Source organism: Candidatus Krumholzibacteriia bacterium (assembly GCA_035649275.1).
Lineage (GTDB): Bacteria > Krumholzibacteriota > Krumholzibacteriia.
Genome location: DASRJW010000097.1, coordinates 62,649 through 74,703, shown reverse-complemented (window position 1 = coordinate 74,703; position 12,055 = coordinate 62,649). Strand labels below are relative to the sequence as shown.

At 69.4% G+C, this 12,055-nt stretch carries 10 protein-coding genes; 1 reads left to right on the top strand and 9 read right to left on the bottom strand.

The window, feature by feature from the left end:
* Positions 1 to 8: 8 nt before the first annotated feature.
* From ispF to VFE28_09735, 3 genes are read right to left on the bottom strand one after another with little or no spacing between them, the layout of a single operon-like run.
* On the bottom strand, positions 9 to 497 hold the full coding sequence (ispF, locus tag VFE28_09745) for a 2-C-methyl-D-erythritol 2,4-cyclodiphosphate synthase (GenBank protein ID HZM16274.1): 489 nt from the start codon (positions 495 to 497) through the stop codon (positions 9 to 11).
* Positions 494 to 1,246, bottom strand: coding sequence for a 2-C-methyl-D-erythritol 4-phosphate cytidylyltransferase (gene ispD / locus VFE28_09740; protein ID HZM16273.1), 753 nt, complete (start codon positions 1,244 to 1,246; stop codon positions 494 to 496). The genes ispF and ispD overlap by 4 nt, the downstream gene beginning before the upstream one ends.
* Positions 1,243 to 2,367 (bottom strand): DegT/DnrJ/EryC1/StrS family aminotransferase, encoded by a 1,125-nt coding sequence (locus VFE28_09735; protein ID HZM16272.1) that lies wholly within the window; start codon positions 2,365 to 2,367, stop codon positions 1,243 to 1,245. Before VFE28_09735 ends, ispD begins: the two co-directional genes overlap by 4 nt.
* A 75-nt stretch (positions 2,368 to 2,442) precedes the next feature.
* Between VFE28_09735 and VFE28_09730 the strand changes: the two genes are divergently transcribed.
* Complete coding sequence (locus VFE28_09730; protein HZM16271.1) at positions 2,443 to 5,634, top strand: FlgD immunoglobulin-like domain containing protein; 3,192 nt, start codon at positions 2,443 to 2,445, stop codon at positions 5,632 to 5,634.
* A gap of 38 nt (positions 5,635 to 5,672) precedes the next feature.
* Here the strand turns inward: VFE28_09730 and VFE28_09725 are convergent, their stop codons facing one another.
* The 6 genes from VFE28_09725 to gmk all read right to left on the bottom strand — a co-directional run bounded on the left by VFE28_09725 (position 5,673) and on the right by gmk (position 12,027).
* Entirely contained in the window at positions 5,673 to 7,583 is a 1,911-nt protein-coding gene (locus tag VFE28_09725; protein HZM16270.1) for a hypothetical protein, read from the bottom strand.
* A 7-nt stretch (positions 7,584 to 7,590) separates the two neighbouring features.
* Positions 7,591 to 8,946 carry a replicative DNA helicase gene (gene dnaB / locus VFE28_09720; protein ID HZM16269.1) on the bottom strand — a complete coding sequence of 452 codons (1,356 nt, stop codon included), beginning with the start codon at positions 8,944 to 8,946 and terminating at the stop codon, positions 7,591 to 7,593.
* Between the two features lie 61 nt (positions 8,947 to 9,007).
* Positions 9,008 to 9,763: a uracil-DNA glycosylase gene (locus VFE28_09715; protein ID HZM16268.1), complete on the bottom strand. Its 756-nt coding sequence runs from the start codon at positions 9,761 to 9,763 to the stop codon at positions 9,008 to 9,010.
* Positions 9,730 to 11,025, bottom strand: coding sequence for a bifunctional phosphopantothenoylcysteine decarboxylase/phosphopantothenate--cysteine ligase CoaBC (coaBC, locus tag VFE28_09710; protein ID HZM16267.1), 1,296 nt, complete (start codon positions 11,023 to 11,025; stop codon positions 9,730 to 9,732). Before coaBC ends, VFE28_09715 begins: the two co-directional genes overlap by 34 nt.
* Positions 11,000 to 11,260, bottom strand: coding sequence for a DNA-directed RNA polymerase subunit omega (gene rpoZ, locus VFE28_09705; GenBank protein ID HZM16266.1), 261 nt, complete (start codon positions 11,258 to 11,260; stop codon positions 11,000 to 11,002). Before rpoZ ends, coaBC begins: the two co-directional genes overlap by 26 nt.
* Before the next feature lie 122 nt (positions 11,261 to 11,382).
* Positions 11,383 to 12,027 (bottom strand): guanylate kinase, encoded by a 645-nt coding sequence (gene gmk / locus VFE28_09700; GenBank protein ID HZM16265.1) that lies wholly within the window; start codon positions 12,025 to 12,027, stop codon positions 11,383 to 11,385.
* Between the last annotated feature and the right edge of the window lie 28 nt (positions 12,028 to 12,055).

The window sequence follows — 12,055 nt, the reverse complement described above, 5'->3', positions numbered from 1 at the left end:
GGCGCTCTTCAAGCCGGCGCCACGAGGGCCACCGCCTGCGCCGCGATGCCTTCCACCCGCCCGAGCGCTCCGAGGCCTTCGGCCGTGGTGGCCTTCACCGAAACACGGTCCTCTTCCACCTGCAGCACCGTCGCCAGGTTGCGGCGCATCTGGGGCAGGTGCTCGGCGAGACGGGGCGCCTGGGCGATCACGGTGCAATCGCAGTGCTGCACGCGGTAACCGCGCTCGTGCACCAGCGCCACCACGCGGCGCAGGAGCTCCAGGCTGGAGACGCCGCGCCAGCGTGGATCCGAGTCGGGGAAGTGGGTGCCGAGATCGCCGAGGGCGAGGCTGCCGAGGAGGGCGCTCGCCAGCGCGTGGGCGAGAACGTCGGCATCCGAGTGCCCCGCGAGCCCACCCTGCGGGCTCGGCACCTCGACGCCGCCGAGGACGAGGGGCCGCGCGGCATCGAGGCGATGGACGTCCCAGCCCTGACCGATGCGGAAGTCCACCTTCATCGCTCCGCCGTTTCCGCGCCGTCGAGCCAACCTTGAGAGTGGGCGCGCCAGATCCACTGCGCCCGTTGCAGGTCCTCCGGCCCGGTCACCTTGAGATTCCACCACTCGCCGGGAACGAACTCGATCTTCGCCTCGAGACGCAGCACCAAGGTGCCGTCATCGCTCGCCTCGAAGCCGTCGGCTTCCGCCGCGGCGTGCGCCGCGCGCAGGAGATCGACGGTGAAGACCTGCGGTGTCTGCACTGCCCAGATCCCGGTGCGATCGACGTGTGCCGCCGCGACGTGGGCGGCGGCTTGGGCTCGCATCAACGTTTCCGCCACCGGGAGCGCCGCGGTCGCCGCGCCGGCACGCCGTGCGGCAGCTACCGTCCGCGCCACCAGAGCCGCGGAGAGGAAGGGGCGCGCCGCATCGTGGACGAGAACGTGGGTCACCGCCGGGGGCAGGGCCTGCAAACCGAGGCGCACCGAGTCCTGTCGCCGCGCTCCCCCTGCGACCACCGCAGACACCGCCTCGCTCAACGCCGCCGCCGCCACCGCTTCGGCGGCACGCTCCTCCCAACCCGCCGGGACCACCAGGACGGTGCGAGCGATCTCCGGCGACTCCGCCAACACCGCGAGGGCGTGGAGGAAGAGCGGCCGGCCGGCGAAGGGGAGGAATTGTTTCGGCACACGGCCGCCCAGGCGTTCGCCCCGTCCCGCCGCCACCAGGATGGCTCCGGTGGCGGAGCGCATGGTCGGGACGCCGCTCATCCGCCGCCCCCGCGGGCGTAGAAGTCCGCGATGCACTCCACCACGTACTCGCGCTGCGCCTCGCTCAGCTCCGGATAGAGAGGCAGCGACAGCACCTCGGCGGCGGCGCGCTCGCTCTCCGGGAGCAAGACCTCGCCGAGGCCTTCGAAGCAGGGCTGGTGGTGCAGCGGCATCGGGTAGTACACCGCGGTGCCGACACCCTGGGCTTGCAGGTGCTGTCGCAACGCGTCGCGCTGCTCGGCGCGCACGGTGTATTGATTGAAGACGTGGCGGGTCGAGTCTGCTGCCGTCTGCGGCGGTTGCACCTGGGCGGAGAGGCCGCGAGCGGTGAGGCGACGGGTGTAGTCCGCGGCGTGGCTCTGGCGCTGCCGTGTCCAATCATCCAGATGCCGGAGCTTGAGGCGCAACACCGCGGCCTGCAGGGCGTCGAGCCGGGAGTTCATTCCCACCACGCTGTGCACGTAGCGCTCGGCTTCGCCGTGCACCCGCAACCGCCGCAGCAGCGCCGCCTGCTCCGCATCCTGCGCCGTCACCAGTCCGCCGTCGCCGAATCCGCCCAGGTTCTTGGTGGGGTAAAAGCTGAAGGTGGTGAACGGCGCCATCTCGCCGGCACGGCGGCCGCGGTGTTCGGCGCCCAGGCTCTGCGCCGCGTCCTCGATCACCGGGACGCCGTGCAGGTCGGCGATCCCGGCGATGGCGGTCATGTCGGCGCACTGCCCGAAGAGGTCCACCGGCACGATGGCCTTGACGCGAGCGCCGAGCGCCCGCTCCAGCGCATCGGGGTCGAGGTTGAAGGTTCCCGGCTCGATATCGACGAACACCGGCTTGGCGCGCATGAAGGCGATGACCTCGGCGGCGGCGATGAAGGAAAAAGCCGAGGTGATCACCTCGTCCCCGGGTCCCACGCCGCAGGCCAGGAGCGCCAGCAGCAGGGCATCGGTGCCGTTGGCACAGCTCACCGCATGCTCGGCGCGGGTATAGGCCGCCACCTCCGCCTCCAGGGCTTCCACCTCGGCACCGAGGACGAAGCTCTGCGACTCCAGGAGGCGCAACACGCAGGGTTCGATCTCGTCACGGATCGTCGCGTATTGGGCGCGTAGATCGAGTTGCGGCACGCGCACGGCGGCTCTCCTCGGGGTCCGGGCTGCGGGCATGGTATACTGCGACCGAGCCCCCCGGAAGTCACGGAGGCTTGGTTGCGACAGCGGATGGCGGCATGGGTGCTGGCGCTCGTGGCGGGCGCCGTCCCTCCAGGCGCCGCGCGTGCAGACCCGGCCGCCCCATCTCGAACCGTACAGTCCGACCCCCACTTCGCCGCCTGGCGGCTCGCCCAGAGCGAGGTCGCGGCGCGCGCTCGCGCCATGGCCGAGGCCGGCGGCGCCTGCGGCGCCGACGATGCCCTACGCCCCCTCTTGCGGCGCGCGCATGCAGCACGCCGTGACCTGCGTGCCACGCTCGCCTCCCAAGGACTCGCTGCGGCGCCGGCGCCTACGGCCGGCCCCTGGCCGTGGGGTCCGGGAGCGGGAACGACCACCCGGCTCGCCGCCGTGGACAGCATGGACACGGCGGTCCTCGTCGACGACGGCCGCCTCGTCTTCCTCAACGTCAACACCGCGCTGGAGGTGGACCCGTTCGAAGCGGCGCAGGCCTTCTACCACGACTACGACGACGAGTACGACTTTCTGCTCTTGTTCACCAACTTCTACGCCGAGCTCGCCGGCGGCCAGCTCCTCGCCTACCATCTCGCCGTGGCCAACGCCGTCGAGGGTCTGGGCTACAAACACATCTACGGCACCGATCACTTCAACGACGGTCCGGACTACACCGGCCGCACCGCCCTCGGCAGCCTGCAGAGCGTCCTCAACCTGGCCGATGTCCGCGGTTATCCGGACAGCATGACCAGCATCTACTGGCGCGACTACACGCCGCCCACCTTCATGTCCCACGAGATCGGCCACCGCTGGCTGGCGCGGGTGCGCTTGTGCCCGGGGGGCGGCCCGGAAAACGCGCTCCTCGGCCGGGGTGGCGTGCACTGGTCCTTCTTCTTCGATTCCCGCGCCTCGGTGGTGGAAGGCAACGCCTGGGAGGGCACGCCACCGGACTTCGTCTCCGGCCCGCCCACCATCGCCTACAGCCCCTTGGATCTCTACTTGATGGGAATGATGGCGGAAACCGAGGTTCCTGCCGGCTCGCTCTGGTACATGGCACCGCCGTACGACTGCTCACCCAGCGTCGACGCCCGCGGCAACCCTTGGGCCCCCGAGTCGGGGCCGGTGAGCGGCGTCCTCTGCAGCGGCGGGCGCATCGATTTCGATCTCCCCTGCCTGCACGAGGCGAACGGCGTCCGTTCCCCCGCCTACGAAGAAGCGCAGAAGTCCTTCCGGGTCGCGACCATGCTGCTCACGCTGCCGGACACGCCGGTGACGCAGGCCGATCTGGACAAGCTGGTGCGCATGCGCGCCGCCCTCGGGGACTTCTTCTCCACCCAGACCTTGGGCCGAGGCAGCCTCGACTTCCGCACCCATCCGGTGCCGGCCTGGGTGGGCTACGCCCACTTGCCCCAGGGGGACGTGGAGGACCCGACCCAGCCGATCCCCATCCACACCCGCGTCACCCTCGAGCAGCGCAGCCTGCCGACGACGCTCGGCGACGTCCGTGTCTTCCTGCACTACAGTGTGAACGGCGGTCCCTTCCAAGAGCTCGAAATGACGCGGACGGACGAGGAGTTCACCGCCGCCATTCCGCCCCAACCGCTGGACAGCCAGGTGCGCTACTACCTGCGCGGCACCACGGTGCTCTCGTCGCACGAAACCTTCTTCCCTGCTGACGCGCCGGCGGCGTCCTTCCTCTTCCGCATCGCCCCCGACACGACACCGCCCACCATCGCCCACGTTCCGGTGCTGCGGCACTCGCGCAACACCGATCCGGCGCTGCTTCGCGCCGTCGTCACCGATGCGCACGCGGTGGCGCAGGTGCAAGTGGAGTACGGCGCTCTAGGCGGGCCGACGGCGCTGCAGGACCTCGTCCGCCAAGGCACGACGGACGTGTGGGAGACGCGGCTGCAGGTGCCGGGGGAGCTGCAGGTGGGGAATCACCTCGACTACCGCATCGTGGCCCGCGATGTGGCGGTGACCCCGCACGTGACCCATGCACCCGCCTCGGGTTTCACCCAGATGCAGATCACCTTGGTGCAGACCGATGACGCGGAGGGGGACGACCCCTTGTGGACGCACCGCTCGCTCCGCATCGAAGGAACGGACGAATGGCACCACGACGAGCGGCAGAATACGACCGCCAACGGCCGCTTCTGCTGGAAGGTGGGCCCCACCAACGTCAGCACCAACCCGCGCTTGGGGGAGATGGCGTTGGAACAAGACGCGGTGCTGGAGGGGCCGGCGGTCCTGCTCAAGGAAGGATGGGAGCTGCGTTTCAACCACCGCAATTACCTCCGTACCGCACCCCCGCAAACCGACGGCAGCGCCATGGACGGCGCCGTGGTGCAGATCCAGTTCGCCGACAATCCCGTCGAGGTGGCGCAGGACACCTGGTGGTTGGTGGAATCGGACGATGGCTACACGCACCAGTTCGGCTACCTCGCGCTCGGCAATCCCTTGCAGTGGTGGCCGTGCTGGTCGGGAAACTTCGACGCCTGGAGGCAGGAGCACGTCTCCGAGAACAACTACGCCAACTTCACTGGCCAGAGGATCCGCTTCCGCTTCCGCGTCTCTTGCAGCGGACCTTGGCAAGGCACACGGGGCGGCGCCGGCTGGTACGTCGACGACATCGAGATCGATCCCGGCATGCCCGTCCCGGTGACTTTGCAAGAGTTGCAGGCCCTGCGCACCGAAGAAGGCGTCCACCTGCGCTGGAAGGCGCGCGAGCTCGCCGCCGGCGACCGCTTCCGCCTGAGCCGCGCTCTGATGGGGGGCGCCTCGACGCCTCAGACTGGGCGCTTCGAGCCCCTCGCCACGGTCGACGCCGATCCCACGCAGGAGGAGTACCTCTACATCGACAAGGAGGCTTCGCCGGGGCAGGCGTATACCTATCGCCTGACCCTGATGCGGGGCAGCGACGCCACGAGCCGCGAGATCAGCATCGGCGCCGCGGCGCTTCGCTTCGCCCTGCACCCCAACCGGCCGAATCCTTTCAACCCGGCGACGGAGATCGTCTTCGATCTCCCCGGGCGCGCCCCCGCCTCACTCGTCGTCTACGATGTGCGCGGCGAGCGCGTCCGCACTCTCGTCACCGGGACGCTCGAGGCCGGACCGCACCGCCTCACCTGGGACGGCACCGACGACCGCCGCCGCGCCGTGGCCTCAGGCCTCTACGTCGCCGCCCTGGAAAGCGAAGGCCGGCGCGCCACGCGCCGGCTGCTGCTGCTGCGCTGAGCCCAAGTCCCCGCTTAAGGATCTGAACGAGCGCTCTGCTAGCGCTCTCCCGACGACTGCGGGCTCCGGTTCGTGCCCGATGGCATCGTCGAGGGCGAAATCTCGTAGATCGTGATCAGGCCGAAGCGCTGCACTGGGACGATGCTGCCGCGCTCCCGCCACCCTTCCACCCGAGCCGCATCGAAGAAAGGGTGGCGGTCTGGCACCACGAGCCAGCGGACGCCTTCGGCGCGGTACACCCCGGGATCAGCCAGGCGCTCCGTGAAGGCACGGCGCCGTTGCAGGAGCTTGGGCGGGAAACCGAAGTTCACCGTCGTGGGGTCGAGCTGCATCTGCGGCAGGCCCCCAAGCTGGGCGTAGCTCGGCGCGAGCTCGGGCGGACAGAAGACCAGGTCACCAGCGCCGACCTGCTTGCGCAGCCAAGCGATGGCGGCCAGGTGCTCCGGGTCCGGCCGCGGTGTTTGGTAGTAGTAGAGGGACGGGATCTGCGAGCGTAGGGGCGACACGGCGAAGCAGCCGAGGAAGCCGACGCCGGGCAGAGCAGCGAGAGCCAGGAGAACGAGGGCCATCGGTTTGCAGAGCCGCCGGGGCGCTGCGCCCCAGAGCCGCGCGATCGCCGTGCCCGCAGCGATGCCGAGCGCCAGCAGCGCAGCCGTGCCGAACTTGACGATGTCCCACGAGTTGGCGTAACGGAAGAGATTCAACACCAAGATCCCTCCTGCGCTCACGCCCGTGAGCACCAAGCCCCAGGCGACATCGCGCCGCAGGAGGAGAACGAGCCCGACGATGCCGAGCGGCAGCGTCGCGCCGAAGCTCGCCAGGGTCCAGAGCGCATTCGTGCCGGCATGATGCGTCTGGCTCCACAGAGAGAACTGGACGCCAGGCTCGAGGTCCGGCACGGCAGCGAAGAAACCACCGAGCCGGCTGGCCACAGCCAGCGTCGCCGCGGCTCCGGTGACCCAGGCTGCCGCCTGCCAGGGCGCGCGGCGCCAGGCGAGCGCGCCCAGCACCAGGGCGAGACCGGGAAGCAAAGCGATGAACAGCACGATCTGACAGAGCGAGAGGAACAGGAAAAGAACGATGAGCGCGCCGGCTCGCCAAGCCGTTCGCCCCGGTCGCCGATCGAGGGCGAGGCCGAGAATGGCGAGCGCCAACGGGATCCCGGCCGACCAGGGATGCTGGAAGAAGTACGACGCGAGCGAAGGGTTCAACAGCGCCGGACCGACCTTGACGAGACCGAGCCAGCGCTGCAGTCCCACCGGCTCGCGGAGCGGGGCGAAAAACCAGGGAACCGGCCCGGCGAAGAACAGTGCGAGCGGAACGATCCAGCCGCGGCCGGCACCTGCCAGCCGTTCGCCTCCAATCCAGGCGAGACACAAGGCGTAGAACCAGGCCGCCACCGTCAGCACGTCGATGGACCTTTCGATGGAAAGCCGCGTCAGCGAGCTCAGCATGGCGGCGAGCAGGTCGAAGCCGTAGTGATAGCGGAGCAGGTAGACCGGGAAGGTGCCGTGCCGCGGCGGATAGATCCCGTTCTGGATCTGCGCCGCGATCGACTGGTGTCCGACTTGGAGCAGCTCGTCGTGGAAGGAAAAACGGAACGCGGCGGGGGCGAACCAGAGCGTCGCAGCAATCGCCACGACCCACAGAACGAGCGGCAAGCGCGGCGAGTGTTCGTGGCCGCCTCGATCGCTCCAGGCCAGCCACGCCCCGGCGATTCCCACCCACGACGTCCCGAGCCACAGCCCCCAGGTGAACGAATGGGCCACGAGTCCCACGCTGTGCACCGCGAGTGCCCAGGCCGCCACAGCCAGGGAAGGCGGAAGGAGCCTCGCCAGGGTGGGATCGAGAGTCACCCGACGGGCGGCAGTGCGGGCCCCCAGGAAGGCGGCGGCGACGAACGGAAGCAAGACGAGCACGGCGAGGGATTGTGGCGGCGTGGGATCCACGAGCGGCTCACGAGATCCCGCGCAACAGGTTCTCGAAGCGGGTGTACTCGGCGAAGAACTTGAGCTTCACCTCGCCGATGGGGCCATTGCGGTGCTTGCCGATGATGACCTCGGCGATGCCCTTGAGATCCTCGGGGCACTCGCGGTCGTAGACCTCTTCCCGGTAGAGGAAGAGCACCACGTCGGCGTCCTGCTCGATGGCGCCGGACTCGCGCAGATCCGAGAGCATGGGCCTCCGGTTGCCGGTGCGCGACTCGACGGCGCGGGAGAGCTGGGAGAGCGCCATCACCGGCACGTCCAGCTCCTTCGACAGCCCCTTGAGCGCCCGGGAGATGGAGGAGATCTCCTGCTGCCGGTTCTCCTGCCTCGCCGCCGATTGCATGAGTTGCAGGTAGTCCACCACGATGAGGCGCAGACCCTTCTCCATCTTCAGACGCCGCGCCTTGGCGCGCATTTCCAGCACGTTGATGGCCGGAGTGTCGTCGATGTAGATCGGCGCATTGGTGAGCAGGCTCGCCGCGCGCGTCAGGTTCGGCCACTCGTGCTTGGAAATGACGCCGCGGCGCAGCCGGTAGCTGTCCACCCGCGCCTCCGAGCACAGGAGCCGCAGCGCCAGCTGCTGCTTCGACATTTCCAGGCTGAAGATCGCCACCGGGTGCTTGCCGTCGATGGTGATGTTCTGCACGATCGAGAGCATGAGGCTCGTCTTCCCCATCGAGGGCCGCGCCGCCACGATCACCAGATCGCCGTTGTGCAGCCCGGTGAGCATGGCGTCCAGGTCGTCGAACCCGGTGCGGGTCCCCGTCATGGCCTCCGGGTTGTGGTGCAGGTTCTCGATCTCGACGAAGCTCTGCCGCACCACGTCCTTGATGTGCACGAAGCCCTCGCGCACGCTGCCCTCGCCGACGGCGAAGATGCTGGCCTGCGCCTGATCCAGCAGCTCTTTGGTGGGCAGCCGGTCGGCGTAGCCTTCCTGGATGATCTCCTTGGAGGCGGTGATGAGGCGGCGCGCCAGGTACTTGTCGTAGACGATGCGGGCGTGGTGCTCGACGTTGGCGGCCGTGGCGACGCTGTCCAGGAGGGTGGAGAGGGCCAGGCCGCCGCCCACGGCGTCGATCCGGTCCATGCGGCGCAACTCGTTGGTGATGGTGACGATATCCACCACCTCGCGGCGCTCGAAGAGCTGGACCGCGGCCTGGAAGACGAGGCGGTGGTTCGACTTGTAGAAGCAGTCCGGGGTGAGGACCTCCAGCGCCCGGGGCAGCGCCTCCGCTTCCAGCAGGATGGCGCCCAGGACGGCCACCTCGGCCTCCAGGGAGTGCGGCGGCACCTGTCCCGGAATGACGCGTTCCGGCAAAGCCATGTTCTTGCTCTGCTTTCTCTGGCGACTCTGGGGAGGATTCTAGCGCAGGGGACGCGTCGCTTCAGGAGCTTTCGGAGCTTCGGTCGAAGGCGCGCCGCACCTTCTGGATATCTTCCCATACCGGCCGCTTCCACTGCGGGTTACGCAGCAGCGCCGCCGGGTGATAGGTGGGGAAAAGCGGGATCTCGGCATAGGTGTGCTGCCCCGACCTAAGGCTCGCCATGGACTCCTGCCGGCCGAGCAACGTCGACCCGGCGTGACGCCCGAGGGTGCAGATGACGCGCGGTTGCAAGAGCCGCACTTGCCGGTCGAGGTACGGCCTGCAGGCGGCGATCTCGTCGGGTTCGGGGTCCCGGTTGTTCGGCGGCCGGCACTTGACGATGTTGGTGATGAAGACGTCTTGCCGTCGCAGCTGCACGGACTCGATGATCTTGGTGAGCAGCTGCCCAGCGCGGCCGACGAAGGGTTCGCCTTGCGCATCCTCATCCGCCCCAGGCCCCTCGCCAATGAAGAGCACCGCGGCGCCCTCCGGTCCGACCCCAGGGACAGCTTGGGTGCGCGTCGCGTGCAGCCGGCAGCGGGTGCAGGCGCGGACCTCGGCTGCGACCTTGGCCAACGAATCGATACCGCCGGCAGCGAGCCCCGCTTCGGACGCGCCCGTGGCCGTCACCCCTGCCGCGGCGCCGCTCGACGCCGAGAAAACGGCTTTCTCACCCGCATCGAGGCGCTGCTGCAGGTAGCGACGCAGCAGTTCGACCGCATCGGGAGGCGCGGTGCTCACGCTCACGCCCCGGCCGGGGTCCGGCGCTTCGCCCATGCGTTCTCCACCGCGTCGAGGACGATCTCGGCCACCACCTGCTTGTCGAGGACGGGTGTGGCCTCGACCAGACCTTCGGCGTTCCAGATCCATACTTGGTTCGTGCGCTGTTCCGGCCCCGTGTCCGCACCGACGCGGTTCGCCACCACGAGATCGAGGCCCTTGTCGCGCAGCTTCGCCTGCGCCGCCGGGCCCGGATCCGCCGCGGTCTCGAGGGCGAAGCCGACGAAGAGCCGCGACTCCTTCAGCGGCCGCAGCTCGGCGAGCACGTCCGGCGTCGCCTCGAGGTCGAGCTGCATGGCGGCGCGGCTGCGCTTGATCTTGTTTTCTGCCACCTGCCGCGGCCGGTAGTCCGCCACCGCCGCCGCCATGAGCAGGATGTCCGCCCGCGGCAGCCAGTCGCGGCACGCTTGCAACATCTCCGCCGCCGATTCGACGCGGCGGCTGCTCAAAAGCCCCGCGGGGATCTCGAGGGCGCTGGGTCCGGAGACCAAGAGCACCTGCGCCCCGCGCCGCGCCGCAGCGGCCGCCAGGGCGTACCCCATGCGTCCGCTCGAGCGATTGCCGACGAAGCGCACCGGGTCGATGGCCTCCCAGGTGCCGGCGGCGGTGACGAGCACGGTGAGACCGGAGAGCGAACTCCGTGCCGGGGATGGGAGCGTCTTAGGCCCGGGGTGCAGGAGCTCCCGCGCCGCCGCCAGGATCGTTTCGGGCTCGGCCATGCGGCCTTCGCCCTCCCAGCTGCAGGCGAGGCCGCCGCGCTCGGGGTCGACGAAGTGGTAGCCCAGGGCGTGGAGGGCGCCGACGTTGCGCTGGTTGATCGGATTGCGCCACATGTGCTCGTTCATCGCCGGCGCCACGAGCACGGGACACACGACCGCAGAGATGAAGGTGGTGACGGCATCATCGGCGATGCCGGCGCAGAGCTTCCCCAGGAAGTTGTAGGTCGCCGGTGCCACGACGACGAGGTCGGTCCGCTCCGCCAGGTCCACGTGCTCCACCGGGCCCGTTTCGTAGACGCGCTCGAAGGTGCTGGTGACCACGCGGTTGCCGGAGAGCGTCTCGAAAGTGAGCGGTCCGACGAAGCGCTGCGCCGCTTCGGTCATCACCACGGACACCTGCGCCCCGGCCCGGACCAGGCCGCGGGTCAGGTACGCCGCCTTGTAGGCGGCGATGCCGCCGGTCACGCAGAGGACGACGCGCCGGCCCTGGAAGGGCTCGGCGGCGTTCGCCGCCTCAGAGTGCGGATTCGGACTTTTCATCCTGCGTGCTCTCGAGCGGCGCCGCGAACGCGGTCTGCTCGTCGATATAGACGAAGTCCACGTCCCCGCGCCCGACCCGCTTCAGGGCCCGCGAGGTGACTTTCTCCTTGGACTCGTCCCGCCCCACCATGCGCATGACACTGTTGATCTTGCGCGCTTCCCGTGCCGCCACCACCACAGCCTCGTACTTGTTCAAGACCACCTTCGTCACGTTCTCGACCGGTACGTACGCCATACTCACAGCCCCGTGGGGCCATCCCTCCATTCCGAAACCTCAGTCGCAACACGGCGCCGCGCCTTTGCCGCCGCCACGCGCCCCCTAAAGCGCCTTGGCGCTCTGCGCCCCTCGCCGTCGTCTCAACGCCCCGATGGGCTTTCCGCTCGCAGCCAAGCGGCGACCACGTCGGTGCCGCCCCCAGCGTCCTGCAGACGCTCGCGCCGCAGGCTTTCGGCGCGGTAGATGGCGACGAGAGCTTCCTGCGTCTCCGCCACCGTGTCGTTCACCACCACGTAATCGTAGTCCGACAGGTGGCGGATTTCTTCCGGCGCCCGTTGCAGCCGGCGGCGGATCGTCTCCTCCGCCTCGGTGCCGCGCTGGCGCAGCCGCTGCTCCAGCACCTGCAGCGATGGCGGCAGGATGAAGACGAGCACCGCGTCCGGGAGCCGGTGTTTGACGTTCACGCCCCCCTGCACGTCCACATCGAGGAGGATGGAGAGCCCTTGGCGGAGCGTGTTCGAAACCTCCGCCTCCAGGGTACCGTAGCGGGCCCCGTGCACCTCGGCGTGCTCGAGGAACGCCCCCGCCCCCACGCGCTTCTCGAACTCCTCTTCCGCCAGGAAGTGGTAGTCCCGTCCATCCACCTCGTGCGGCCGCCGCGGCCGCGTCGTCGCCGAGACCGAGAAGCGGAGGTCCGTGAAGGTCTGCAGCAGACCCGCCACGAAGGTGGACTTCCCCGCCCCCGACGGGCCCGAGAGCACCATGACGAAGGGCTTCCGCCGCACGCGACCCCTTTGCGACGGACGGCGGCAC

Bases quoted from the DNA above. Each gene is read 5' to 3' on its own strand.
- ispD (HZM16273.1), bottom strand. From the start codon at position 1,246: ATGAGCGGCGTCCCGACCATGCGCTCCGCCACCGGAGCCATCCTGGTG.
- dnaB (HZM16269.1), bottom strand. From the start codon at position 8,946: ATGGCTTTGCCGGAACGCGTCATTCCGGGACAGGTGCCGCCGCACTCC.
- coaBC (HZM16267.1), bottom strand. From the start codon at position 11,025: ATGAAAAGTCCGAATCCGCACTCTGAGGCGGCGAACGCCGCCGAGCCC.
- ispF (HZM16274.1), bottom strand. From the start codon at position 497: ATGAAGGTGGACTTCCGCATCGGTCAGGGCTGGGACGTCCATCGCCTC.
- rpoZ (HZM16266.1), bottom strand. From the start codon at position 11,260: ATGGCGTACGTACCGGTCGAGAACGTGACGAAGGTGGTCTTGAACAAG.
- VFE28_09715 (HZM16268.1), bottom strand. From the start codon at position 9,763: ATGGGCGAAGCGCCGGACCCCGGCCGGGGCGTGAGCGTGAGCACCGCG.